Source organism: Streptomyces sp. NPDC006140, from assembly GCF_040628815.1.
In the GTDB taxonomy this organism is placed as follows: domain Bacteria; phylum Actinomycetota; class Actinomycetes; order Streptomycetales; family Streptomycetaceae; genus Streptomyces.
This window is the reverse complement of the sequence record NZ_JBEXTS010000004.1, coordinates 533,658-558,624: the sequence shown is the minus strand read 5'-3', so window position 1 is coordinate 558,624 and position 24,967 is coordinate 533,658. Positions and strand designations below refer to the sequence as shown.

Genomic DNA, 24,967 nt, shown 5'->3' with positions numbered 1-24,967 from the left:
CCTAAGGCACCAGGGCTCCTTTATGCCCGAATTGATACGGAGGTTGCCTGTCTGCCCTGTGGGATGCGCTACAAAAGGCCGGATCCGTTTGGGAATTGAAAGTGGCCCCGCTTAGCGTCGTCCGGGCTGTTCGTCAGGCAGTGCGCCGCACCCGCGGCACCGGACAGTCATCGCCGAGTCCCCGTACGGCGCGAGCCAGGGGAGCCGGGGACCCAACCGCAGTCCCTGGGGTGAATCGGACGCCCGCGCGAGCCGCGAGGGGGTCCGTAGGAGACCTTCCTGCTCCGAACCCGTCAGCTAACCCGGTAGGCGAGAAGGAAGGAAAGGACCAGGCACTCCATGGCGTTCACCCGCGCCACCGGGAAGCATCGTCGTCCCAGCAGGATCCAGCGCGGCACGGCCCGCGCGGCGGGGGTCGCGGCCCTCGCCACCACCGGCGTCATCGGCACCGTGGCCGCTCCGGCCGCCTTCGCCGCCGAGCCCGCCCCCGAGCAGACCGGTCTCACCCCCGTCGTCACCATGGGCGACACCGTCGCCCAGCAGATCGACGCCCAGGCCGTCGCGCAGAAGCACGCGGCCGAGGAGGCCGCCGCCAGGAAGAAGGCCGAGGAGGCCGCCCGCGAGCGGGCCGCCGAAGCGGCCAAGAAGGCCAAGGAGGCGGCCGAGAAGGCCCGCGAGGCCAAGGAGCGCGCCGCCCGCGAGGCCGAGCGCAAGCGCCTCAACAGCTTCGTCTCCCCGATCCCGGGTTCCTACGTCTCCACCGGCTACAAGGCCGGCGGCGCCGTCTGGTCCTCCGGCAGCCACACCGGCATCGACTTCCACGCCGCCAGCGGCACCGCCGTCCACTCGGTCGGCATGGGCACGGTCGTCGAGGCGGGCTGGGGCGGTGCCTACGGCAACCAGGTCGTGATCAAGATGAACGACGGGACGTACACGCAGTACGGCCACCTGTCGTCCATCGGCGTCTCTGTGGGCCAGCAGGTCACCCCCGGCCAGCAGATCGGCCTGTCCGGCGCGACCGGCAACGTCACCGGCCCGCACCTGCACTTCGAGGCCCGGACGAGCCCCGAGTACGGCTCGGACATCGACCCCGTCGCCTACCTCCGCTCGCACGGCGTGAACGTCTGACGGCACCCGCCCCGCTTCCCGAGGCCCCGGCTCACCGAGCCGGGGCTTTCGGCGTTTACGACGGCCGACTGTCCAAAAAATATCCATGGATTCCGGGCTCCCGTCGGAAATTCCGGCTCATTGCAATAGAGTCACGGACACGCGTCACTCGTCGACGTTTCACGGGGATTAAACGGAGGTCGGTCATGCGCATTCCCGCGCACTCGGTGTGCACGGCCATCCGGGACGACATCGTCGCGGGTGTCTACGAACGCGGCAGCCGGCTCACCGAGGAACTCCTCGCGCGCCGCTACGGCGTCTCGCGGGTCCCCGTCCGGGAGGCTCTGCGCACTCTGGAGGCCGAGGGCTTCGTGGTGACCCGGCGGCACGCGGGCGCGTGCGTCGCCGAACCCACCGAGCAGGAGGCCGCCGACCTGCTGGAGATGCGCATGCTGCTGGAGCCGCTCGGCGCCGCCCGCGCCGCCCAGCGCCGCACCGAGGCCCATCTGAAGGTCCTGCGCGGCCTGGTCCGGCTGGGCCAGGAGCGCGCCCGCCGGGGCAACAGCGACGACCTGCGCTCTCTGGGCGGCTGGTTCCACGAGACGCTCGCCCAGGCCTCCGGGAGCCCCGCGCTGACCTCGGTGCTCACCCAGCTCCGCCACAAGATCGCCTGGATGTACACCGTGGAGGCGCCGGCCGGTCCCGTGGAGTCCTGGAACGAGCACGGCGCGATCGTGGACGCGGTGGCGCGCGGTGACAGCGAGCGCGCGCGGGCGGTCACGGCGCTGCACACCGAGCGCGCGACGGCCGCGCACCGGCTCCGATTCGGCTCCGCCGGGGAGCGCGCCGACCGTGTGAGGAACTCGCAACATCCCGTAAACACGGCGAGCCTGCGGCATTAACACGGGAGCCGTATACAAAGAGTGGCTAATTCCCGGGGGTTTATTTCTGCTGCCCTTGAACGAGAATTCAGTTCCCGCTGAGCGGAAATTCCGGCGGCCCGCGGCCGGGGAAAGCGAAGGGCCCGCCCGGAAAGCCGGGCGAGCCCTTCAGGAGCGCCGGATCAGGCGCGGAAGAATGCTCAGACGGTCTCGGGCAGTTCTTCCAGACCCTCGGAGACCAGCTTCGCCAGCCGGTCCAGGGCGGCGTCCGCGCCCTCGGCGTCGGAGGCGAGGACGATCTCCTCGCCGCCCTGGGCGCCGAGGCCCAGGACGGCCAGCATGGAGGCCGCGTTGACGGGGGTGCCGTCAGCCTTGGCGATCGTCACCGGGACGCCTGCGGCCGTGGCGGCTCGGACGAAGATGGAGGCGGGGCGGGCGTGGAGGCCCTCGGCCCAGCCGACGTTGACGCGGCGCTCAGCCATGTGTTGCTGCCCTTCGGTGTTCAGGGTTGTCTAGACCAGTTTTCCATACGTGAAGCCCGGAGCGGTCCTGTCGCTCCACTCCGGGGGTGCCGTCGGATCGCGGCCTCGACCCGACTGACGCCCTCCACAGACTGCCTCGCGCCGTTGTCGGACGCTAGCCGTACTCTGGGGCCCATGCAGACCTCGCCGGACCGGCACGAGTATCCCGCCCACTGGGAAGCCGACGTGGTGCTGCGCGACGGGGGCACCGCGCGCATCCGGCCCATCACCGTTGATGACGCCGATCGCCTGGTCAGCTTCTACGAGCAGGTCTCCGACGAGTCGAAGTACTACCGCTTCTTCGCGCCGTACCCTCGCCTGTCCGCCAAGGACGTCCACCGCTTCACGCACCACGACTTTGTGGACCGGGTGGGACTCGCGGCCACGGTCGGCGGCGAGTTCATCGCCACCGTACGCTACGACCGGATCGGCGCGGACGGAACGCCCGCGTCCGCACCGGCCGACGAGGCCGAGGTCGCCTTCCTGGTGCAGGACGCCCACCAGGGCCGCGGGGTCGCCTCCGCCCTGCTCGAACACATCGCCGCCGTCGCCCGCGAGCGCGGCATCCGCCGCTTCGCCGCCGAAGTCCTGCCCGCCAACACCAAGATGATCAAGGTGTTCACGGACGCCGGGTACACCCAGAAGCGCAGCTTCGAGGACGGCGTCGTCCGTCTGGAGTTCGACCTCGAACCCACCGACCGCTCCCTCGCCGTGCAGTACGCGCGCGAACACCGCGCCGAGGCCCGGTCCGTGCAGCGGCTGCTCGCCCCCGGCTCGGTCGCCGTCATCGGCGCCGGACGCGCCCCGGGCGGGGTGGGCCGCAGTGTCCTCGGCAACATCCGGGACGCCGGCTTCACCGGCCGGCTGTACGCCGTGAACAAGGCCCTCCCTGAGGAGCAGAAGGAACTCGACGGGGTGCCCGCCCACCGCTCGGTGCGGGACATCGACGGCCCCGTGGACCTCGCGGTCGTCGCCGTGCCGGCCGAGCACGTCCCGGAGGTCGTCACCGAGTGCGGGGAACACGGCGTGCAAGGGCTCGTCGTGGTCTCCGCCGGATACGCCGAGAGCGGCCCCGACGGGCGCGAACGCCAGCGCGCCCTCGTGCGGCACGCGCGCACGTACGGCATGCGGATCATCGGGCCGAACGCCTTCGGCATCATCAACACCTCCCCCCGGGTGCGCCTCAACGCCTCCCTCGCCCCCGAGACCCCGCGCCCGGGCCGGATCGGACTCTTCGCCCAGTCCGGCGCCATCGGCATCGCCCTGCTGTCCCGGCTGCACCGCCGCGGTGGGGGCGTCACGGGCGTGACAGGCGTCTCGACCTTCGTCTCCTCCGGCAACCGGGCCGACGTCTCGGGCAACGACGTCCTCCAGTACTGGTACGAGGACCCGGACACCGACGTCGTCCTCATGTACCTGGAGTCCATCGGCAACCCCCGCAAGTTCACGCGCCTCGCCCGCCGGACGGCCGCGGCGAAGCCGCTGGTCGTCGTCCAGGGCGCGCGCCACGGAGCCGCTCCCCAGGGGCACGCCGTACGGGCGACCCGGCTGCCGCACGCGACGGTCTCGGCGCTGCTGCGGCAGGCCGGCGTGATCCGGGTCGACACGATCACCGAGCTGGTGGACGCCGGCCTCCTGCTCGCGCGCCAGCCCCTGCCCGCCGGTCCCCGGGTGGCGATCCTCGGCAACTCGGAGTCGCTCGGCCTGCTCACGTACGACGCGTGCCTCGCCGAGGGGCTCCGGCCGCACCCGCCGCAGGACCTGACCACGGCCGCCTCCGCGGCCGACTTCCACACGGCCCTGTCGCGCGCGCTGGCCGACGACCGGTGCGACGCGGTCGTCGTCACGGCCATACCGGCGGTGGGGGAGGACTCGGTCGCCGACGCGGCCCTCGCCGAGGCCCTGAGGTCCGCTGCGGCCGCCGCCCCGGCCAAGCCGGTCCTGGTGGTGCACGTGGAGCTGGGCGGTCTGGCCGAGGCCCTGTCGGCGGCGGCGAGCACGGCACCACAGGTCGACGCGGGCGAACCCGCACCCACCGCCCCCGGCCCGGCGCCCACCGAGGAACGACCGCGCGGCGAAGAACGGCCTCGTGGCGAAGAACGACCGCCCACCGCGGAACGGCCTCCCGGCGAAGAACGAGCGCCTGCCGAGGAAGGGTCGCCCACCGCGGAACGACGTCCCACCGCGGAACGACGTCCCACCGCGGAACGACCGCCCACCGCGGAACGACCGCCCACCGCCGAGACCCCCGAAGGAGCCCACCTCATCCCCGCCTACCCCGCGGCCGAGCGCGCCGTCCGTGCCCTCGCCCAGGCCGTCACCTACGCGCAGTGGCGCCGCGACGCCGCCGACCCGGGCAAGGTGCCCGAGTACGAGGACATCGACGAGAAGGGCGCCGCCGCACTGATCGACGGGCTCCTCGCGCGCGGGCAGGGACTCACGCTCGGCACGGAAGAGACCTGCGACCTGCTCGGCCACTACGGCATCCACGTCCACCGCGCCCTGCCCGCCCCGACCGCCGACGCCGCCGCCGAGGCCGCCCGCACCCTCGGTTACCCCGTCGCCCTCAAGGCCACCGCCCCGCACCTCAGGCACCGCGCCGACCTGGGCGGCGTCCGCCTCGACCTCGCCGACGAGGACCAACTCCGCCGCTCCTACGCCGAGTTGACCGACCTGTTCGGCTCACCGGACGAGCTGCGGCCCGTCGTGCAGCGCATGGCACCGCGCGGCGTGGACGTCGTCGTACGGGCCGTCATCGACCCCGCGGCCGGCGCGGTGCTCTCCTTCGGGCTGGCCGGAGCCGCCTCCCAGCTGCTCGGGGACACGGCCCACCGGCTGATCCCGGTCACCGACCGCGAGGCGGCCTCGCTGGTGCGGTCGATCCGCACGGCACCCCTGCTGTTCGGCTGGCGCGGCTCCGCACCGGCCGACACCCGCGCCCTGGAGGAACTGCTGCTGCGGGTGTCCCGGCTGGTGGACGACCACCCCGAGGTCGTCGCGGTCACGCTCGAACCGGTCGTCGTCGCCTCGCACGGACTGAGCGTCCTGGGCGCCTCCGTGCGCCTCGCACCACCGCCCGCCCGCGACGACCTCGGCCCGCGGACCCTCCCCGCGTACTGAGCGGACCCTCCCCGCGGGCCCTCCCCGCGTACGGACAGGGGGCGAGCGGTGCCTCGCAGTCAGTGGTCCCCCGTAGGATGGGCGTCATGGCCAAGACCAGTACGACGACCCAGGGGCTGCGGGCGGCGATCGAGCGCAGCGGCTACTACCCGGCCCTCGTGGCCGAGGCGGTGGAGGCCGCCGTGGGCGGCGAGCCCATCCGGTCGTACCTGGTCCACCAGGAGACGACGTTCGACCAGAACGAGGTGCGCCGGCATGTGACGGTGCTCGTCCTCACGGACAACCGCTTCATCGTCAGCCACACCGACGAACAGGCCGCCGACAGCACCTCCCCGACGCCGTACGCCACGACGTCGACGGAGTCCGTGAAGATCGGCCGGATCTCCTCGATCGTGGTCAGCCGCGTGGTCGCCAACCCGGAGTCGTACAAGCCGGGCACCCTGCCCCGCGAGGTCGTGCTCACCATCGGCTGGGGTGCCGTCTCCCGCATCGACCTGGAGCCGGCCGCCTGCGGCGATCCCAACTGCGAGGCGGACCACGGCTACACCGGCAACTCGACGGCGGACGACCTCAGCCTGCGCGTCAGCGAGGCCGGGGACGGACCGGAGACCGTGCGCCAGGCACTCGCCTTCGCGCAGGCCCTCTCCGAGGCGACCGCGGACACCGCCCGCTGATGGCACAGCCGAACACGGCCTGGGACCACCATCCCGAACCGCTCACCATCGCCTCGGCACCGGCCCCCGAGTACGGCAGCGGCTCGCTCGCCGACCTCCTGCCCACCCTGGCCGCCGGCCTGGGCGTGCCGGGCACGAGCGCCACGATGGCCGAGCTGACCCCCGCCGACCGGAACTGCGTGTTCCTGATCGACGGCCTCGGCTGGGAGCAGCTCAAGGCGCATCCCGAGGACGCCCCCTTCATGACGTCCCTGCTCGCCACCTCGCGCGGCGGCACCGGACGTCCGCTCACCGCCGGATACCCGGCGACCACGGCGACCTCCCTCGCCTCCGTCGGCACCGGCCTGCCGCCCGGCGCGCACGGCCTGCCCGGCTACACGGTGCGCAATCCGGACACCGGCGAGCTGATGAACCAGCTGCGCTGGCAGCCGTGGACCCCGCCGGGCCCCTGGCAGCCGTACCCGACGGTCTTCCAGCTGGCCCACGAGGCGGGCGTGCACGCGGCGCAGGTGTCGTCCCCGACCTTCGAGAACACCCCGCTCACCAAGGTCGCCCTCAGCGGCGGAACGTTCCTCGGGCGGCTGACCGGCGAGGACCGCATGGACCTGGCGGCCGAGCAACTGGCCGCGGGCGACCGCTCCCTGGTCTACACGTACTTCGCCGAGGTCGACGGCGCCGGCCACCGCTTCGGCGTCGACTCCGACACCTGGCGCGGCCAGCTCATGTACGCCGACCGCCTGGCCCAGCGTCTGGCCGAGCAACTGCCGCCGCGCAGCGCCCTGTACATCACCGCCGACCACGGCATGATCGACGTGCCCTTCGACGAGGAGCACCGCATCGACTTCGACGAGGACTGGGAGCTGAGCGCCGGGGTCGCCCTGCTCGGCGGCGAGGGCCGCGCCCGCCACGTCTATGCCGTACCGGGTGCCGCGAACGACGTCCTGACCTGCTGGCGCGAGGTGCTCGGCGAGCAGTTCTGGGTCGCCTCGCGCGATGAGGCCATCGCGGCGGGCTGGTTCGGCCCGCGCATCGACGAGCGGGTGTACAACCGTATCGGCGACGTGGTCGCCGCCGCGCGGGACGACGTCCTGCTCATCGCTTCCGAGCGGGAGCCGAAGGAGTCGGCGATGGTCGGCAACCACGGTTCGATGACCCCTGCCGAGCAGTTGGTCCCGCTGCTCGAAGTACGCTCCTGAGACCGAGACGCCGACCCCTTCCACCGAAAGGTGCTCAACTCGTCATGCCCGAGCTGGTGTTCTTCTGCGGAACGATGGACTGCGGGAAGTCGACGCTGGCTCTCCAGATCGAGCACAACCGCTCGGCGCGCGGCCTGCAGGGCGTGATCTTCTCGCGCGACGACCGCGCCGGCGAGGGCAAGCTGTCCTCGCGCCTCGGCCTGGTCACGGACGCGGTGGAGGTCGAGGACGGGCAGGACCTGTACGCCTACCTCGTCGACTGCCTCTCGCAGGGCGGCCGCGCGGACTACGTGATCGCCGACGAGGCGCAGTTCCTCGCGCCGGAGCAGATCGACCAACTCGCGCGCGTGGTCGACGACCTGGGCCTGGACGTCTACGCCTTCGGTATCACGACCGACTTCCGCTCCAAGCTGTTCCCAGGCTCCCAGCGGCTGGTGGAACTGGCCGACCGGGTCGAGGTGCTCCAGGTCGAGGCCCTGTGCTGGTGCGGCGCCCGGGCCACGCACAACGCCCGCACGGTAGGCGGCGTCATGGTCGTCGAAGGCGCCCAGGTGGTCGTCGGCGATGTCACGCACTCGGCCGACGAGGTCGGTTACGAGGTGCTGTGCCGCCGCCACCACCGCCGCCGGATGACCGCGGCGACGGCCCGGGCGGCGGCCCTGTCGCCGGACGTGCTGCCGGTGACGTCCGCCTGACCAGCGGTCGGACGGGCTGTCAGCCGGTCGGTCGCAGCAGCGCGAACCGCGCTCCCTCCGGGTCGGCCACCGTCGCCACGCGGCCGTGTGCCGTGTCGTGGGCCGGCTTGAGGACGTGTCCGCCCAGGTGGACGAGCTGGTCCAGGGCGTCGTCGACGTCGGCGACCTGGAAGTACGTCACCCAGTGCGGGCCCCGGTCGCGGGGCAGGGCCTGCCCCAGGCCGTGGACTCCGGCGACGGGCCGCCCGCCGAGGTGCAGGGCCACGTAGTCGAAGTCGGCGGAGACCACCGGCTCTTCCTCGTAGCCGAACACCGCCCGGTAGAACTTGGCGATGTTCGCCGTCTCGAAGGTGAGCAGCTCGTTCCAGGCGGGGGTGCCGGGGATGCCGGAGACGGCCGTGCCGAAGTGCGCGGCGGCCTGCCAGATGCCGAAGACCGCGCCCGCCGGGTCGGATCCGATCGCCAGCCGGCCGGCGTCGGCGGCGTCCAGCGGGCCCACGCCGATCGTGCCGCCGCAGCTGCGTGCGGTCTCGGCCGTCAGATCGGCGTTCTGCGAGGCGAAGTACGGTGTCCAGGCGATGGGCAGGTGCCGGTCCGGCGGCAGTTGACCGATGCCGGCCACCTCGCGCCCGTCGAGCAGCGCGCGCACATACGGTCCGAGCTGCTGCGGTCCGGGCCGGAACTCCCAGCCGAACAGCGCCCCGTAGAACTCCTCGGTCGCGGCCAGGCCGTGCACCATCAGGCTCACCCAGCAGGGCGTACCGGGCGCGTGCCGAGCGGGTGCTTCGCCGTGCGGGCCGGTGGACCCCCGTGCGTCGGTCATCGTCACTCTCTTCCCGGCCTCGTGCCGGCCGTGTTCTCCGCAGCCCTCGTGGGGCGGGCGCGCCCTGCCGGGCGACCCTTGTCCGGGAGAATGCCCGATGTGCTCGGCGCTGTCCCTCGCGGCGCGCTTATCGGCACGTGTCGTTCAGCTGTACACCCTGTGCCTGTTCCCGTACGCCAGGTGATCGCGCCGTGCGGCCCGGGCTGGACGACGGGTGATCGTGTCGTGCGGCCGGGCCGAGTGGCCGGAGGCGGACGGCTCGGCCGGATCCGTGCGCGAGGATGGGGCCATGAACGCCATCATCTCCGCATCCGACCTCGCGAACGTCCTGGCGGGCGCCAACCCGCCGGTCCTGCTCGATGTCCGCTGGCAGCTGACCGCGGCCAAGGCGGCCGGTGAGCCGCCGTTCGACGGCCGGGCCGCGTACGAGGCAGGGCACCTCCCGGGTGCCGTCTACGTCGACCTGGACCGGGAGTTGGCCTCCACGCCGGGCGAGGGCGGCCGCCATCCGCTGCCTGATCTCGCGCGATTCGGGGCGGCGATGCGCCGCGCGGGCGTGTCGTCCGGGACGCCGGTGGTCGTCTACGACGGTGGCCAGGGCTGGGCGGCGGCCCGGGCGTGGTGGCTGCTGCGCTGGACGGGCCACCCGGACGTGCGGGTCCTCGACGGCGGGCTGCCGGCCTGGGAGGGGCCGTTGGAGAAGTCCGTGCCGACGCCTGAGGAGGGTGACTTCGTGCCGGAGCCGGGAGCGGCGGGACTGCTCGACGCCGATGCCGCCGCGGGGCTGGCGCGGTCCGGGGTGCTGCTGGACGCGCGGGCGGGGGAGCGGTACCGGGGCGAGGTGGAGCCGATCGACCCGGTGGCCGGGCACATCCCGGGTGCGGTGTCGGCGCCGACCACGGAGAACGTGGGGGCGGACGGCTGCTTCCTCCCCGCCGAGGAGTTGCGGGAACGCTTCAAGGGGCTCGGCGTGTCCGAGGGCGCACGGGTCGGCGTGTACTGCGGGTCGGGCGTCTCCGCGGCCCACGAGGTCCTCGCGCTCGCGGTCGCGGGCATTCCGGCGGACCTGTACGTCGGCTCGTGGTCGGAGTGGTCCTCGGACCCGGACCGGCCGGTCGCGGTGGGGCCGGATCCCCAGTAGTCGGCGTGAGAGATCTCCAGTTGTCCGACGCGAGGGATCCCCAGTAACCCGACGCGAGGGATCCCCCTCAAGTCCGAGACGAGGGATCCCCAGAAGTCCGACTGAGCAGAGTGCCGCGCCCGGACGGCGCGGCACTCGTGCTCGTGCGAACAGGTGGGGCTGCTACTCCTGCTTCTTGCGCCGCGTCCCGAAGACGATCTCGTCCCAGCTGGGGACGGCCGCTCTGCGGCCCGGGCGGACGCCGTCGGCCTCGGCCTGGCGGTCGGTGGCGCCGATGAGCCGGTCGCGGTGGCTGCCGACGGAGCGCGGCATGAGGACGTCCGCGTAGGCGGATCCGGCCGAGGCCGCGGGAGCCGGGGGCTCCTCCTCCTCGACCTCGGTGACGACGGGCTCCTCCTCGGGCTCCGGCGCCGGGCGCTCGGGAACCACCAGGTCGCCGCGGAAGCTGGGCACCGCCTCCAGCAGGCTGGTCAGAGAGTCCCGCTCGCCGGTGCTCTCCTCGACCGGTTCGGAGGCCACCGCGGGCAGGCTGGGCCGCTCGCGGTCGGCGGAACGGTCCAGCGGTCTGTCGCGGGGGAGCCGGGCGATCCGCGGCACGAACGGGAAGCTGGGCTCGGGCGCGGCCAGGTCGTCGGACTCGCCGATCAGCGAGCGCGCCTCGTCGTCGACGGCCTGGACGAGCCGCCGGGGCGGGTCGTACGTCCAGCTCGCCGAGTGGGGCTCGCCCGCGACGCAGTAGACCAGCAGGACCTCCCACGTGCCGTCGTCACGACGCCACGAGTCCCACTGGACGGTGTCCTTGTCGGCCCCGCGCATCAGCAGCCGCTCCTGCACGGCCTCGCCGAGCGGCGGACCGGAGTTCTCGCCGGGGCGGCGGACCGGGGTCTTGCGGGCCCGCTCGGCCATGAACGCGCGCTCGGCGAGCACGGGTCCCTCGAAGCGGCGGACCCGGTCGACGGGGATACCTGCCATCTGCGCGACCTCTTCCGCGGTCGCGCCGGCACGTATACGCGCCTGGATGTCGCGGGGGCGGAGGTGGCTCTCCACCTCGATCTCGATCTGGCCGAGGCGGGGACGGTCGCCGCGCACGGCGGCGCGGAGCCGTTCGTCGATCGGAAGCGTGTACTCCGTGCTGTCCGCAGCCTTCAGCACCAGCCGTGTGCCGTCATTCGAGACGGCCACGACACGCAGTTCGGGCATGGGGACCTCCCGGGTGGTGCCTGCCGACGTCACGTGCGTCGCTGCTTCCGCTAGTCGAGTGTGGCCTGCCCGGGTGCAGCCTGCCACAACCTTGCCGAGTTGCCCGGCGTGTCGGGCGCGGGCCCTGGATCGCCGTTATGGCACGGTTACCTATTCGCAACGCTAAGTGACGAACCCTGTCACCCTGTGCAACTAGCCCCCTCCCGGCGGTCCTTAAAGGCCCCGTACACCCTGACGGGAGACCGGACCCAGGGCTCGCAACAGTACTCCATTTGGGCCACGTGCGTGGATTGGCACGCCGCCCAACTTCTGGCAAGGGGTGGGACTTGGTCGCTCTCTGCCCCGATTCCGCGATCTTGAACGTGGGGAACTTCACGTAATTGCCAGAATCGGAACTATGGGTTTCGGTCGCGCCTCCCCTGTTCCGGGAGGTCGGCGCGGTCCTCGGCGCGACGGTCATGGCCGCCGGGCCGATGGCCCCGCCGGCGGAACAAGTACCGCCGCCGCCCGGCCAGTTCGGCGTGGGCACCGTCCTCCGCCGCCGGTGCGAGGGCCGGAGGCGTCCGGTGGGCGCGGCGGCTGTCGCCTCCGGGGCACGATGGCCGGAATCATCGCCTGTGGGCCGGAGGTTCGGACTCCGGTTCCCTGGGTGACGGCCAAGTCACGGCCGGACCGTCCACCGGAGCGCCTTGGAGTGAGGGTCCCGCGCGCACCACCCCCGGCGTGTCGTCTACGCCCCCAGAACCCTCCGCAAGTAGTCGTTCTGGAACCGCCGGTCGGGGTCGAGGCGGTCCCGCAGTGCCGTGAACTCGCCGAAGCGCGGATACACCCGGGAGAAGTACTCGGCGTCCCGGGTGTGGATCTTGCCCCAGTGCGGACGGCCCTCGTGGGCGGTGAAGATGCGTTCGGCCGCGGTGAAGTACCGCTGGTAGGGCGTGCCCTGGAACATATGGACGGCGATGTACGCGCTGTCGCGGCCGGAGGCGGTGGACAGCGTGATGTCGTCGGCCGGGGCGGTGCGCACCTCCACGGGGAAGCTGACCTTCAGCCCGGAGCGGTCGACCATGGTCTTCAGCTCGCGCAGCGCCTGGACGACGGCCGCACGCGGAACGGCGTACTCCATCTCCACGAAGCGCACCCGGCGCGGAGAGGTGAAGACCTTGTAAGGGATGTCGGTGTAGGTCCGCGCGGACAGGGCCTTGCTGGAGATCTGCGCGATCGCGGGGATCGTGGCGGGCACCGCGCGGCCGACCCAGTTGGCCACCTGGAAGACGCCGTTGGAGAGGAACTCGTCCTCGAACCAGCCCTGGAGCTGCGGCACCGGCTTCTCCGGGCCGGCGCTGCGGTTGTTGCGCTTGGTGTTGGTGTTCCCGGTGTGCGGGAACCAGTAGAACTCGAAGTGCTCGTTCTCGGCCCACAGTTCCTCGAAGTCGGCGAGGACCCGGTCGAACGGCATCGGCTCCTCGCGGGCCGTGAGCAGGAACACCGGCTCGACGGCGAACGTGATCGCCGTGACGATGCCCAGCGCGCCGAGGCCGATCCGGGCGGCCGCGAAGACCTCCGGGTTCTCCTTCTCGGAGCAGGTGAGGACCGAGCCGTCGGCGGTGACCAGCTCCAGGGCCTTGATCTGGGCGGCGATCGAGCCGGAGTCGCGGCCGGTGCCGTGCGTGCCGGTGCTGGTGGCCCCGGAGACGGTCTGCTCCATGATGTCGCCCATGTTGGTCAGCGACAGCCCCTCACGCGCGAGGGCCATGTTGAGTCTCTTGAGCGGGGTGCCGGCCTCCACGGTGACCGTCATGTTCTCGCGATCAATGCTGCGTATGCCGGTCAACAGTTGAGGGCGGATCAATACCCCGTTGGTCGCGGCTATGGACGTGAAGGAGTGCCCTGTCCCGACGGCCTTCACCGTGAGGCCGTCCTCGGCGGCCCGCCGCACGGCGGCGGCCAGCTCGTCGACGGAGGCCGGGGTCACCTCCCGCGCGGGACGCGCCGAGACGTTGCCGCCCCAGTTACGCCACGTGCCGTTCTTTCCGTTCGCTGTGCTGCTCAACGGAGCCTCCCCGACCCGGTGCCGGTCGCTTGAGCCGGCGGTACCCGAGGAAACCCACCGCGACCGCGACGGCCCCGGACACCGCCGGAACCCCGTACCCGGCACGCGCCCCGGCCGCGTCGATCACCCAGCCGGCCGCGGAGGAGCCGAGCGCGACCCCCACCGCGAGCCCGGTGCTCACCCAGGTCATGCCTTCGGTGAGCTGCGCGCGTGGTACGTGCTCTTCGATGAGGGACATGGTCGTGATCATCGTGGGAGCGATGGACAGACCCGCAACGAACAGCGCCACGGCCAGGAACGGCAAGTTTCCGACCAGTAGGAGTGGGATCATACTCACGGCCATGGCGCACACGCCCAGCAACCACCGACGTTCCGGCGCCCCGGCGAAGTGCATGAGCCCGAAAACCATGCCCGCCACGCAGGACCCCGCCGCGTACAGCGCGAGGACGACGCTCGCGGCGGCCTTGTGCCCCTCCTCGTCGGCGAAGGCCACGGTGACCACGTCGACCGCCCCGAAGATCGCCCCGGTGGCGACGAAGGTGGCCACCAGGACCTGCAGCCCCGGCGCGCGCAGCGCGCTGCCGCCGCCCTTGTGCTCGCGCGGGTGCGGCTCGGGCTCGGTGGCGCGCTGCGCGGTCAGCCAGAACACCCCGACCGCCAGGAAGCAGGCGGCGAGCAGCGGGCCCGCCTCGGGGAACCAGGCCGTGGACAGGCCGATGGAGATGATCGGCCCGAAGATGAAGCACACCTCGTCCACCACGGACTCGAAGGAGTACGCGGTGTGCAGCTGCGGAGTGCCCCGGTACAGGGCCGCCCAGCGGGCCCGGATCATCGCGCCGACGCTCGGCACGCAGCCGACGCCGACACAGGCCACGAACAGCACCCAGTCCGGCCACCGGTAGTGCGCGGCGAACAGCAGCAGCGCCGCCGCGGCGAGTGACACCAGCGTCGCCGGGCGCAGCACCCGCCGCTGCCCGTACTGGTCCACCAGCCGCGAGACCTGCGGCCCGGCCACCGCGGCGGCCAGCGCGATGGTCGCCGACAGGGCGCCGGCCAGCCCGTACCGCCCGGTGAGCTGGGAGACCATAGTGACCACGCCGATGCCCATCATCGACACCGGGATGCGACCGAGGAAGCCCGCGGCGGAGAACCCCTTGGAGCCGGGGGCTGCGAACAGGGCGCGGTAGGGGCTGGGCAACGGGGGTCTCCGAAAGGCTCAGTAAGCTGCGAACGCAGTCGACACAGCTTACGGCTCCGCACGCCCCGACGCACCCGTCCGGCCCTGTCCCGAAGCGGCTCGCGCCCAGGTGTCACCCCGCCGTTGCCCGGCTGTCGGTGCAGGGTGGCAGGATCGGAGTCATGCCAGACGCGCGCGATGCCAGCCCCTACGACGCCCTGCTCCTGCTCTCCTTCGGCGGCCCGGAAGGCCCGGACGACGTGGTCCCGTTCCTGGAGAACGTGACGCGCGGGCGCGGCATCCCCAAGGAACGCCTCAAGGAAGTCGGGCAGCACTACTTCCTGTTCGGCGGGGTCAGCCCCATCAACGACCAGAACCGCGCCCTGCTGGACGCCCTGCGCAAGGACTTCGCCGACCACGGCCTGGACCTGCCGGTCTACTGGGGCAACCGCAACTGGGCGCCGTACCTGACCGACACCCTGCGCGAGATGGTCCGCGACGGCCGCCGCCGCGTCCTGGTCCTCGCCACCAGCGCCTACGCCTCGTACTCGGGCTGCCGCCAGTACCGCGAGAACCTCGCCGACGCGCTCGCGGCCCTGGAGGCCGAGGGCCTGGAGCTGCCGAAGATCGACAAGCTGCGGCACTACTTCAACCACCCCGGCTTCCTGGAGCCCATGATCGACGGGGTGATCCGGTCCCTCGAGGAGCTCCCCGAGGACGTCCGGGACGGCGCCCACATCGCCTTCTCGACGCACTCGATCCCGACGGCCGCCGCCGACACCTCCGGGCCCGTCGAGGACCACGGCGACGGCGGCGCGTACGTGAAGCAGCACCTGGACGTGGCGAAGCTGATCGCCGAGGCCGTCCGTGAGCGCACCGGCGTCGACCACCCCTGGCAGCTCGTCTACCAGTCACGCTCCGGAGCCCCGCACATCCCGTGGCTGGAGCCCGACATCTGCGACCACCTTCAGGAGCGGCACGCGGCCGGTGTCCCGGCCGTGGTGATCGCCCCCATCGGCTTCGTCTCCGACCACATGGAGGTCCTCTACGACCTCGACACGGAGGCCAAGGCCAAGGCCGAGGAGCTGGGGCTGCCGATGCGCCGCTCGGCCACCGTCGGGGCCGACCCGAGGTTCGCCGCCGCGGTCCGCGAACTCGTCGTGGAGCGCGCCGCCGTCGAGCGCGGCCAGGAGGTCACCCCCTGCGCCCTCGGCGCCCTCGGGGCGAGCCACCAGCTCTGCCCCGTCGGCTGCTGCCCGGCCCGCGCCCCCCGGCCCGCCGCCGCGGGCGCCGACAGCCCCTACGCGTGAGGAGCCCTGTGACCGACCCCCTGCACACGGACCTGCTCGACCTCGCCCAGGAGGCCGCCGCCCGCGCCGGCGCGCTGCTGCGGGACGGCCGCCCGGCCGACCTCGCGGTCGCCGCGACCAAGTCCAGCCCGATCGACGTCGTCACGGAGATGGACATCGCGGCGGAGAAGCTCATCACGGGCCTGATCGCCGAGCGCCGCCCGGACGACGGCATTCTCGGCGAGGAGGGCGCCGCCACCGAGGGCACGAGCGGCGTCCGCTGGGTGATCGACCCGCTCGACGGCACGGTCAACTACCTGTACGGGCTGCCCACCTGGGCCGTCTCCATCGCCGCCGAGCATGACGGCGAGACCGTCGTCGGGGTCGTCACGGCACCGATGCGCGGCGAGACGTTCCACGCGGTGCGCGGCGGCGGTGCCTGGGCCACCGGGGCCTGGGACGGCGAGCGCCGGCTGGCCTGCCGCCCGGCGCCGCCCCTGGACCAGGCGTTGGTCTCGACGGGCTTCAACTACGTCACCGACGTCCGCACCCACCAGGCCGAAGTCGCCCAGCGGCTGATCCCGCTGCTGCGCGACATCCGGCGCGGCGGCTCGGCCGCGGTCGACCTGTGCGACGTGGCCGCGGGACGCCTCGACGGCTACTACGAGCGTGGTCTGCACCCCTGGGACCTCGCCGCCGGGGACCTGATCGCCCGGGAGGCGGGCGCGCTGACCGGTGGGCGCCCCGGAGAGCGCCCCTCGGGCGACCTCGCGGTGGCGGCCTCCCCGGGCGTCTTCGAGCCCCTCCAGCGCCTCCTGGAGGACTTCGGCGCCTGGCACGACTGAGGCCGCCCCCCGCCGGGCGGCGGCAGCCGCGCCGCCCGGCGGACAACGGCCGCCGGCACTCCGAACACCGCGTGAACACCGCCGTAGGACAACGCAGCGGGCCCCGGCGCTGGATTCGCCGGGGCCCGCTGCGTACGGCCTGATCAGACGCTCGTCGCGCCGACCTCCACACCGTGCTCGGCGGCGAGGCGGCGCAGGTCGTCGAGCTCGCCCTGCTCCACCTCGACGAGGAAGTCGTCGCCCTCGTCGCGAGCCCGGGACAGATCGGACTCGGTCGCCCTTATGCGCTGCAGAAGTCCTGCGGTGAATGCGTCCATGCTGCGCCCCCTCGTCCTGGGTCGTGGGTCGATGGCACGGGGGTGTGCCGTTCGGAAGGGACGATCACGTCTGATGTGGATGCCCAGCGCCGCTCTGCTGGGCGGCGACGGTGCCGGACACCCACGCCCGCCCTGCGGAAAAGCGGATTGATGCGCACCGCATGGTGGTGCGGTACCGGCAGAGCGTGATCGTGGGATGTAAAGCCGTCCTCCCCAAGCTCCCTTCCGAGGAAACCTAACCGGAGGAGAAAATCTCGTATTCCCGCTCCGGCCACGGTTCCCCGCCCCGCACCGTCCTGCCCGCCACCGTCCGCTCACCTGCCTTACCGCCGACTTACGGCCGAAAAGGGCAGGATGGAGGGCAACACACCGACACCACCGAAAACCCCTGCCCGCGTGCGCCCGGTAAGGCACTACGCGGGTGGACATGAGGAAGGACTAGGGACGTGCGCGTACTCGTCGTCGAGGACGAGCAACTGCTCGCCGATGCGGTGGCCACCGGACTGCGCCGGGAGGCCATGGCCGTCGACGTCGTGTACGACGGTGCGGCCGCCCTGGAGCGCATCGGCGTCAACGACTACGACGTGGTCGTCCTCGACCGCGACCTCCCGCTCGTGCACGGCGACGACGTCTGCCGCAAGATCGTCGAACTCGGCATGCCCACGCGCGTGCTGATGCTCACGGCTTCCGGTGACGTCAGCGACCGGGTGGAGGGCCTGGAGATCGGCGCCGACGACTACCTGCCGAAGCCCTTCGCGTTCAGCGAGCTCATCGCCCGCGTGCGCGCCCTCGGCCGGCGGACCAGCGTGCCCCTGCCGCCCGTCCTGGAGCGCGCCGGGATCAAGCTGGACCCCAACCGCCGCGAGGTGTTCCGCGACGGCAAGGAGGTCCAGCTCGCGCCCAAGGAGTTCGCGGTCCTCGAGGTGCTGATGCGCAGCGAGGGCGCCGTCGTCTCCGCGGAGCAGCTGCTGGAGAAGGCCTGGGACGAGAACACCGACCCGTTCACGAACGTCGTGCGCGTCACGGTCATGACCCTGCGCCGCAAGCTGGGCGAGCCGCCCGTCATCGTCACGGTGCCCGGCTCCGGCTACCGGATCTGATCCCCCGTGGCAACGACTCCCGCGCCCCCGCAGGCGCCTCCCAAGCCCACCTGGGACCCCAGGAGGCCCGTGCCGCCCTTCCCGTGGCTGCGCCCGACCATCCGCATAAGGCTCACGCTGCTCTACGGCGGCATGTTCCTGATCGCCGGCATCCTGCTGCTGTCGATCATCTACCTGCTCGCCGCGCAGGCACTGAACGTGGGCAGCGACCTGCCGTTCAAGATCGTCGAGGGCAAGGTCACCAGCGACATCTGCAACCTTCCGGACCAGGCCTCGCCCGCCGAGTTCAACAACGCCATGAACCAGTGCGTGAACGACCAGCGCCAGCACGCCCTGGACAACCTGCTCAGCCGCTCGCTCCTGGCGCTGCTGGGCCTGGCGGTCATCGCCTTCGCCTTCGGCTACGCCATGGCCGGCCGCGTCCTGTCCCCGCTGGGCCGGATCACCCGCACAGCACGCACGGTGGCGGGCTCGGACCTGTCCCGCCGGATCGAGCTGGACGGCCCGGACGACGAGCTGAAGGAGCTGGCGGACACCTTCGACGACATGCTGGAGCGTTTGCAGCGCGCCTTCACCGCCCAGCAGCGCTTCGTCGGCAACGCCTCGCACGAGCTGAGAACGCCCCTGGCGATCAACCGCACGCTCCTGGAGGTGCACCTGTCCGACCCGAACGCGCCCGTGGAGCTCCAGCAGCTCGGCAAGACCCTGCTGGCCACCAACGAGCGCAGTGAGCAGCTCGTCGAGGGCCTGCTGCTGCTCGCCCGCAGCGACAACCAGATCGTCGAGCGGGGGCCGGTGGATCTCGCCGAGGTCGCCTCGCAGGCCATCGACCAGGTGCACGGCGAGGCCGAGGCCAAGGGCGTGCGCATCCGCGGCGAGCAGAAGCCCGCGGTCGTCCAGGGCAACGGCGTGCTGCTGGAGCGGATCGCCCTGAACCTGCTGCAGAACGCCGTGCGCTACAACGTGCCCGAGGACGGCTGGGTCGAGGTCACCACCGACGTCCAGCACGGCCAGGCGGTCCTGGTCGTCTCCAACACGGGCCCGGTCGTGCCGGCGTACGAGATCGACAACCTCTTCGAGCCGTTCCGGCGGCTGCGCACGGAGCGGACGGGCAGCGACAAGGGCGTCGGGCTCGGTCTGTCCATCGTCCGGTCGGTGGCCCGGGCCCACGGCGGGCACATCTACGCCCAGCCGCGCGAAGGGGGTGGGCTCGTGATGCGGGTCACCCTGCCCATCTGAGATCATGGCGCCGATCACCTTGCGGGCACTCGAAGATGTTCGCTTTACGCGGAATTTCCGAGACATCGTCGTACGTGCCCCGTGTGTGATCGATCACAGGGGCGCCTTTCCGGCCATCTACTCTCCGTGATCATGCCTCCTGCCGGAAAGTCGGGAAAATCCCGGTTTTCGGGGGTCTTGATCACGGGAAGTACACGGTGAGACGCCTTTGAAGTGCGGCATTAGGACCGTGTACGGTCCCCATCGCCATCCAAGCCGATCACTCGTGAGGAGTCCGGTTGGGTGTCGATTGAGTAACAGACCTTGATGTGAGGCAAAATCTCCGCCTCAGGTCGGGCACAAGTCCGGCCTCTCACGCGTTACGTGCGCTGGAGACACCGCAGACACCCAGAGGGGGAGAGCGACATGGCAACCGATTACGACACTCCACGCAAGACCGACGATGACGTCGACTCGGACAGCCTCGAAGAGCTGAAGGCTCGGCGGAACGACAAGTCGGCCTCCGCCGTGGACGTCGACGAGTTCGAGGCCGCAGAGGGCCTCGAACTGCCCGGGGCAGACCTCTCGAACGAGGAACTGGCCGTCCGGGTGCTCCCGAAGCAGCAGGACGAGTTCACCTGCATGAGCTGCTTCCTGGTGCACCACCGCAGCCAGCTGGCCCGGGAGAAGAACGGTCAGCCGATCTGCCGCGACTGCGACTGAGGACGGGTCGGCCGTGACTGGCTCGACCCCTCCCTGGAAGCGCCGCTTCTCCAAGCGGAAGGCGGACGAAGGGCCGATCGACGACGGCCCGAAGCACGGCGCGCGTGACGACGGGCGAGGCTCCACCGGTACGGGGGCGGCCTCGCTCGAACCGGCCGCGGACCGGGGTGACCTCCCGGCGTCCGTGGACGTCCCCGCACCCGTCGCCAGACGACGTGCGGGGGCGATCCGGGAGCGGGCAAGGGAAGGAGCCCGCAAGGGCGGCGAGCGGGCCCGTGCGGGGCTCGCGTACCTCGCCGACCGGATCATCGACATGGCACCCCGGGTCCCCGTACGGGACCTGGCGACCCTGCGCAGGCAGTTCCCGGGCCTCGGGCCCGAAGAGCTCGCGGACAGGCTCGTCGCGGGCGCGGCGAAGGCGACGGCGACGGTCGGAGCCGGCATCGGCGCGGCGGCGATGCTTCCCGTGCCCCCCGCGATGCCCACGGAACTGGCCGCCGAGGTCACCGGCGTCGCGGCGATCGAGCTGAAGCTGATCGCCGAACTCCACGAGGTCTACGGCGTACGACCGCCCGGCAACCTCAAGCAGCGCAGCACCGCCTACCTCGACTCGTGGTCGGGGGAGCGCGGGATCGACGCGACCAAGCCCTCGACGTTCAGCACGGCGCTGAACAGCCGCATGAAGCGCGATCTGCGCCAGCGGATCATGAAGCGGATGCTCCGCAACATGCCGAATCTCATGCCGTTCCTGGTCGGAGCCGCCGTGGGCGCGGCCATGAACCGCAGCGAGACGAGAAAGCTGGCCGCCCGCATCCGCGAGGACCTGCGCAAGATCCAGGTGCCCTGGGAGGCCCTGGAGTCGCTCCCCGCCCTGGAACGCCCGGCGGACGCCCTGGAGATGGGCGAGATCACGCACGACCCCCTGGGGCACCGCGCGGACGACAAGCGCGACGCGGAACACGACGAGCAGCGCGACGCGGGACAGGACGACAAGGGCGACGGCGGGCCCTGAGACCTGCCGTTCTTCTGCCGGGTGACGTCCCGGGCAGGTGTGCTAGGCCGACTTCGCCGCCCGCAGTGCCTCCGCCAGGCGCTCCGGCTCGCGCGTGGACAGGTACAGGTACGGAGTGGGGTCCTCCGGGTCCGTTACCTCCACGCGCAGGGCCGTGGGGATGTAGGCGCGCAGCAGCATGAAGGCGCGCGGGTCGGCCTTGTACGTGCGCCAGGCGCGGGTCTCCTCCGCGTCCAGGACCTCCGCCTCGCCCAGGGCCGCCACCGGGATCTTCGCCTCGCCGGCGATCAGGGAGTCGCCCACGACGCGGATGCGGACCGAGCCGTACGAACTCGCGGCGACGGCCGCGACCGCGGTGCCCCCGGCGAGGCCCCCGAGCATCGGCAGCGTGCCGAACGGGAGCAGGACCAGGGCCATGGAGACCCCGACGAGGAACGAGATCAGCCACCAGGTCCGCGGGGCGGTGAGGCGTTCTTCGTACGGGGCGGCGGAGAGCTGCATGGAGCCAAGCTTGACACGGTGTCCGGAAGGGGCCGACGCGCGGGTAAGGTCTCCGGCTGTGAGTCGTACTTCCGCAGCTCTTCAGCCTCCGGCCGACGCCGTGCGACCGGTGCGGCACCCGGACGCTCCGGCGCCCGGTGAGCTCCTCGGCGCGCACTACGGCCAGTGCTTCGGCTGTGGCGGCGACCAGCCGCACGGGCTGCACCTGGAGGCGCGCGCCGGTGAGGGCGTGTCCCTCACCGCCGAGTTCACCGTGCGGCCCGCCCACCAGGGCGCCCCGGGCCTCGCGCACGGCGGTGTGCTCACCAGTGCCCTGGACGAGACCCTCGGCTCGCTGAACTGGCTGCTGCGCACGATCGCCGTGACCGGGCGGCTGGAGACCGACTTCGTACGGCCCGTGCCCGTCGGCACCACGCTCCACCTGGAGGCGGAGGTGACGGCGGTGGCCGGGCGGAAGATCTACTCCACGGCCACCGGGCGCGTCGGCGGCCCCGACGGACCCGTCGCCGTGCGCGCCGACGCGCTCTTCGTCGAGGTGAAGGTCGACCACTTCGTCGACCATGGCCGCCCGGAGGAGATCCAGGCGGCCATGAGCGACCCGGACCAGGTCCGCCGCGCCCGTGCCTTCGAGGTGAACCCGTGAGCCCGGGAGGCCGCACCGGCCCGGCCGGTCCCATCAGTTCCACAAGCCCCGCGAGCCCGGAAAGCACCATGACTCCCACGAGCCCCGCGAGCCGTCAGCCGGTGGACGTACTGATCCGGCGCGTCGATCCGGACGTACCCCTGCCGTCGTATGCGCACCCCGGGGACGCGGGTGCCGATCTGCGCACCACCGAGGCGTGCCGACTGGCGCCGGGCGAGCGGGCCGTGCTGCCCACGGGAGTGTCTGTGGCACTGCCGGAGGGGTACGCGGCCTTCGTGCACCCGCGATCCGGCCTGGCCGCCCGCTGCGGCGTCGCCCTGGTGAATGCCCCGGGGACGGTTGATGCCGGGTACCGTGGGGAGATCAAGGTGATCGTGGTGAATCTCGACCCGCGCGAGGCCGTGCGGTTCGAGCGCTTCGACCGGATTGCCCAACTGGTTGTCCAGCAGGTCGAGAGGGTCCGCTTCCAGGAGGTGGCGGAGCTTCCCGACTCCGCGCGGGCCGAGGGGGGCTTCGGGTCCACCGGAGGCCATGCCGCGGTGGACGGGACGAGCGGCACAAGCGGTCAGGCCGCCATCGGCGGTCGGACGGGTGGGAATCGATACGCTTCGGTCGTATCCGACCGGGAAGGACAGTGACGTGTTCGGACGTCGCAAGAAGAGGGATGCCGCCGAGGACGCGGCCGGCGAGGCCGAGCAGGTCGTCGACGGTGTCGACAGTGAGGCGGGCGACGAGGGCGAGCGCCTGAGGCTCGAGCCGGCGCCGCGCCCCGACGGGCCGTGGGACAGCTCCGAGGTCCGTGACCCCGCCGAGGGCCGGGTCGACCTGGGAGGCCTGTTCGTGCCGGGCGTCGACGGCATGGAGCTGCGGGTCGAGGTCGCGGGTGACGCGATCGTGGCGGCGACGGTCGTGCTGCGGGACAGCGCCATCCAGCTGCAGGGCTTCGCCGCGCCCAAGCGTGAGGGCATCTGGGGCGAGGTGCGCGAGGAGATCGCGACCGGCATCACCCAGCAGGGCGGCATCGTCGACGAGGTCGAGGGGCCGCTGGGCTGGGAGCTGCGGGCCCAGGTGCCGGTGCAGCTGCCGGACGGCACCGGCGGCTTCCAGGTCGTGCGGTTCGTCGGTGTGGACGGCCCCCGCTGGTTCCTGCGCGGGGTCATCTCGGGCCAGGGCGCGGTGCAGCCGCAGGCCGCCGGGCTGCTGGAGCAGATCTTCCGGGACACGGTCGTGGTCCGCGGCGAGGGCCCGATGGCGCCCCGCGACCCGATCGTCCTGAAGCTGCCGAACGACGCCCAGATGGTCCCCGAGGGCGTCCAGCAGGAGGAGGGCTCCCGTTTCGCGGGCGGAATGGGCCAGCTCCAGCGCGGACCGGAGATCACCGAGGTCCGCTGAGACGAAGAAGACACCAGGGCCGCATCCCACCGGGGGTGCGGCCCTTTCTCGTGCGCGGAGCCTTGACGGCGCATTGGTCTGTACCTACCTTCTCCGACCAACGCGTCTGTTCATAAAGGCGCTTCACGTTCACATGCCAGAACGGAAGGCCCCCCACATGCGCAGAACCGCTCTCCTCGCGGCCTCGGCCGCCCTCCTCGCCGGTGTGCTCGCCCGCCCGGCCGACGCCGCTCCCAGCGCCCCCGCGACCTTCGTCCACCCCGGAGTCACCGTCTCCAAGGGCCAGTTGGACTTCGCCCGCTCCCAGGTCAACGCCGGCGCCCAGCCCTGGAAGGGCGCCTTCGACCGGATGACGGCGAGCAAGTACGCCGACCTGAACCGCACGCCCAGGCCCCGGGCGGTCGTGGAGTGCGGCTCCTACTCCAACCCCGATCACGGCTGCACCGACGAGCGCGAGGACGCGATCGCCGCCTACACCCACGCCCTCGCCTGGTACGTCACGCGCGACGAACGGCACGCGCGCAAGGCCATCGAGCTGATGGACGCCTGGTCCGCAGTGATCCGGGACCACACCAACAGCAACGCGCCCCTGCAGACCGGCTGGGCCGGCTCCTCCTGGCCGAGGGCCGCCGAGATCATCAAGTACACGTACACCGGGACCTGGGCGAACTCCGGCCGCTTCGCGACCATGCTCCGCACCGTCTACCTGCCCGAGATCATCAACGGCTCCCACTCCAACGGCAACTGGGAGCTGTCGATGATGGAGGCCGCCGTCGGCATCTCCGTCTTCCTGGAGGACAAGGCCTCGTACGACAAGGCCATGGCGAAGTTCCGCACCCGGACCGCCGCCTACGTCTACCTGGAGTCGGACGGCGCGCTGCCGAAGACCGTCCCCGGCCAGCACCTCGACACCCGGGACAAGATCGTCAAGTACTGGCAGGGGCAGTCGACCTTCGTCAACGGGCTCAGCCAGGAGACCTGCCGGGACTTCACGCACACCGGCTACGGCCTCTCGGCCATCTCGCACGTCGCCGAGACCAGCCGGATCCAGGGGCAGGACCTCTACGGCACGGACGTGGGGGAGCGGCTGCGGCACGGGCTCGGCTTCCATGCCAAGTACGAGCTGGGCACCGCGGCCCCGAGCTGGCTGTGCGGCGGCTCGCTCAAGCCCGGCCTCGGGCCGATACCCGAGGTCGGCCACAACGCCCTCGCCAACCGCCTCGGACACGCCATGACCCACACCGAGTCGCTGACGACGCGCGGCCGTCCCGCCGGCTCCAACCACCTCTTCGTCGCGTGGGAGACCCTCACCCACGGCGACAACCCCGCGTGACCCCCTGAC

24 protein-coding genes and 1 riboswitch are annotated in these 24,967 nt (G+C 72.0%); of the genes, 17 read left to right on the top strand and 7 right to left on the bottom strand.

Annotated elements, in window-relative coordinates; genetic code table 11:
* Nucleotides 1-161: 161 nt before the first annotated feature.
* Nucleotides 162-326, top strand: a riboswitch (cyclic di-AMP (ydaO/yuaA leader).
* 13 nt (nt 327-339) lie between these two features.
* Both ABZ386_RS15095 and ABZ386_RS15090 read left to right on the top strand, forming a co-directional pair.
* Entirely contained in the window at nt 340-1,128 is a 789-nt protein-coding gene (locus ABZ386_RS15095) for a M23 family metallopeptidase (protein WP_114255740.1), read from the top strand.
* Nucleotides 1,129-1,313: 185 nt separating this feature from the next.
* Nucleotides 1,314-2,009 (top strand): GntR family transcriptional regulator, encoded by a 696-nt coding sequence (locus ABZ386_RS15090; protein ID WP_351347747.1) that lies wholly within the window; start codon nt 1,314-1,316, stop codon nt 2,007-2,009.
* 179 nt (nt 2,010-2,188) lie between these two features.
* Here ABZ386_RS15090 and ABZ386_RS15085 read toward each other — a convergent pair whose 3' ends face one another.
* The gene (locus tag ABZ386_RS15085) at nt 2,189-2,470 is read right to left on the bottom strand and encodes an HPr family phosphocarrier protein (RefSeq protein WP_114255742.1); all 282 of its coding nucleotides are present in this window, start codon (nt 2,468-2,470) and stop codon (nt 2,189-2,191) included.
* Nucleotides 2,471-2,644: 174 nt separating this feature from the next.
* Here ABZ386_RS15085 and ABZ386_RS15080 point away from each other — a divergent pair, with 174 nt between their 5' ends.
* The 4 genes from ABZ386_RS15080 to ABZ386_RS15065 all read left to right on the top strand — a co-directional run bounded on the left by ABZ386_RS15080 (nt 2,645) and on the right by ABZ386_RS15065 (nt 8,194).
* Entirely contained in the window at nt 2,645-5,629 is a 2,985-nt protein-coding gene (locus ABZ386_RS15080) for a GNAT family N-acetyltransferase (protein ID WP_358964869.1), read from the top strand.
* An 86-nt stretch (nt 5,630-5,715) separates the two neighbouring features.
* Complete coding sequence (locus ABZ386_RS15075; protein ID WP_031116868.1) at nt 5,716-6,303, top strand: DUF5998 family protein; 588 nt, start codon at nt 5,716-5,718, stop codon at nt 6,301-6,303.
* A complete protein-coding gene (locus ABZ386_RS15070) occupies nt 6,303-7,499 on the top strand; it encodes a nucleotide pyrophosphatase/phosphodiesterase family protein (protein ID WP_351347743.1) in 1,197 nt (398 codons plus the stop codon). The genes ABZ386_RS15075 and ABZ386_RS15070 overlap by 1 nt, the downstream gene beginning before the upstream one ends.
* 44 nt (nt 7,500-7,543) lie before the next feature.
* Nucleotides 7,544-8,194 (top strand): thymidine kinase, encoded by a 651-nt coding sequence (locus tag ABZ386_RS15065; RefSeq protein WP_351347741.1) that lies wholly within the window; start codon nt 7,544-7,546, stop codon nt 8,192-8,194.
* Nucleotides 8,195-8,213: 19 nt separating this feature from the next.
* On the opposite strand, the gene ABZ386_RS15060 is transcribed toward ABZ386_RS15065, so the two are convergent.
* Complete coding sequence (locus ABZ386_RS15060; RefSeq protein WP_358964868.1) at nt 8,214-9,017, bottom strand: VOC family protein; 804 nt, start codon at nt 9,015-9,017, stop codon at nt 8,214-8,216.
* Between the two features lie 289 nt (nt 9,018-9,306).
* On the opposite strand from ABZ386_RS15060, the gene ABZ386_RS15055 reads away from it, so the two are divergent.
* Nucleotides 9,307-10,158 carry a sulfurtransferase gene (locus tag ABZ386_RS15055; protein WP_351347737.1) on the top strand — a complete coding sequence of 284 codons (852 nt, stop codon included), beginning with the start codon at nt 9,307-9,309 and terminating at the stop codon, nt 10,156-10,158.
* Between the two features lie 162 nt (nt 10,159-10,320).
* Here ABZ386_RS15055 and sepH read toward each other — a convergent pair whose 3' ends face one another.
* From sepH to ABZ386_RS15040, 3 genes are all read right to left on the bottom strand, one after another.
* Nucleotides 10,321-11,358: a septation protein SepH gene (sepH, locus tag ABZ386_RS15050; RefSeq protein WP_358964867.1), complete on the bottom strand. Its 1,038-nt coding sequence runs from the start codon at nt 11,356-11,358 to the stop codon at nt 10,321-10,323.
* Between the two features lie 730 nt (nt 11,359-12,088).
* Nucleotides 12,089-13,408, bottom strand: a complete 1,320-nt coding sequence (locus ABZ386_RS15045) for a D-arabinono-1,4-lactone oxidase (protein ID WP_358964866.1) — start codon at nt 13,406-13,408, stop codon at nt 12,089-12,091.
* Nucleotides 13,368-14,606: an MFS transporter gene (locus ABZ386_RS15040; protein ID WP_351347731.1), complete on the bottom strand. Its 1,239-nt coding sequence runs from the start codon at nt 14,604-14,606 to the stop codon at nt 13,368-13,370. The genes ABZ386_RS15045 and ABZ386_RS15040 overlap by 41 nt, the downstream gene beginning before the upstream one ends.
* A 161-nt stretch (nt 14,607-14,767) precedes the next feature.
* Between ABZ386_RS15040 and ABZ386_RS15035 the strand changes: the two genes are divergently transcribed.
* Nucleotides 14,768-15,895, top strand: a complete 1,128-nt coding sequence (locus ABZ386_RS15035; RefSeq protein ID WP_351347729.1) for a ferrochelatase — start codon at nt 14,768-14,770, stop codon at nt 15,893-15,895.
* 8 nt (nt 15,896-15,903) lie between these two features.
* A complete protein-coding gene (locus ABZ386_RS15030; RefSeq protein WP_358964865.1) occupies nt 15,904-16,719 on the top strand; it encodes an inositol monophosphatase family protein in 816 nt (271 codons plus the stop codon).
* Nucleotides 16,720-16,862: 143 nt separating this feature from the next.
* On the opposite strand, the gene ABZ386_RS15025 is transcribed toward ABZ386_RS15030, so the two are convergent.
* Nucleotides 16,863-17,036 (bottom strand): hypothetical protein, encoded by a 174-nt coding sequence (locus ABZ386_RS15025; protein WP_010035018.1) that lies wholly within the window; start codon nt 17,034-17,036, stop codon nt 16,863-16,865.
* 446 nt (nt 17,037-17,482) lie between these two features.
* Here ABZ386_RS15025 and ABZ386_RS15020 point away from each other — a divergent pair, with 446 nt between their 5' ends.
* From ABZ386_RS15020 to ABZ386_RS15005, 4 genes are all read left to right on the top strand, one after another.
* Complete coding sequence (locus tag ABZ386_RS15020) at nt 17,483-18,136, top strand: response regulator transcription factor (protein WP_003993508.1); 654 nt, start codon at nt 17,483-17,485, stop codon at nt 18,134-18,136.
* A 6-nt stretch (nt 18,137-18,142) separates the two neighbouring features.
* Complete coding sequence (locus ABZ386_RS15015) at nt 18,143-19,375, top strand: HAMP domain-containing sensor histidine kinase (RefSeq protein WP_031116858.1); 1,233 nt, start codon at nt 18,143-18,145, stop codon at nt 19,373-19,375.
* A 405-nt stretch (nt 19,376-19,780) separates the two neighbouring features.
* Complete coding sequence (locus ABZ386_RS15010) at nt 19,781-20,077, top strand: DUF4193 domain-containing protein (RefSeq protein WP_003993510.1); 297 nt, start codon at nt 19,781-19,783, stop codon at nt 20,075-20,077.
* A gap of 13 nt (nt 20,078-20,090) precedes the next feature.
* A complete protein-coding gene (locus tag ABZ386_RS15005) occupies nt 20,091-21,089 on the top strand; it encodes a hypothetical protein (RefSeq protein WP_358964864.1) in 999 nt (332 codons plus the stop codon).
* A gap of 42 nt (nt 21,090-21,131) precedes the next feature.
* Here the strand turns inward: ABZ386_RS15005 and ABZ386_RS15000 are convergent, their stop codons facing one another.
* Nucleotides 21,132-21,590, bottom strand: coding sequence for a DUF3093 domain-containing protein (locus tag ABZ386_RS15000; RefSeq protein WP_114255755.1), 459 nt, complete (start codon nt 21,588-21,590; stop codon nt 21,132-21,134).
* A gap of 58 nt (nt 21,591-21,648) precedes the next feature.
* Here ABZ386_RS15000 and ABZ386_RS14995 point away from each other — a divergent pair, with 58 nt between their 5' ends.
* The 4 genes from ABZ386_RS14995 (at nt 21,649) to ABZ386_RS14980 (ending at nt 24,958) form a co-directional block, all read left to right on the top strand.
* Nucleotides 21,649-22,233 (top strand): PaaI family thioesterase, encoded by a 585-nt coding sequence (locus tag ABZ386_RS14995; protein WP_356500053.1) that lies wholly within the window; start codon nt 21,649-21,651, stop codon nt 22,231-22,233.
* A gap of 68 nt (nt 22,234-22,301) precedes the next feature.
* Nucleotides 22,302-22,871, top strand: coding sequence for a dUTP diphosphatase (gene dut, locus ABZ386_RS14990; protein ID WP_351347719.1), 570 nt, complete (start codon nt 22,302-22,304; stop codon nt 22,869-22,871).
* Nucleotide 22,872: 1 nt separating this feature from the next.
* Nucleotides 22,873-23,625, top strand: a complete 753-nt coding sequence (locus ABZ386_RS14985) for a DUF3710 domain-containing protein (RefSeq protein ID WP_114255758.1) — start codon at nt 22,873-22,875, stop codon at nt 23,623-23,625.
* A 157-nt stretch (nt 23,626-23,782) separates the two neighbouring features.
* Entirely contained in the window at nt 23,783-24,958 is a 1,176-nt protein-coding gene (locus ABZ386_RS14980; RefSeq protein ID WP_358964863.1) for an alginate lyase family protein, read from the top strand.
* The last annotated feature ends 9 nt before the right edge of the window (nt 24,959-24,967 follow it).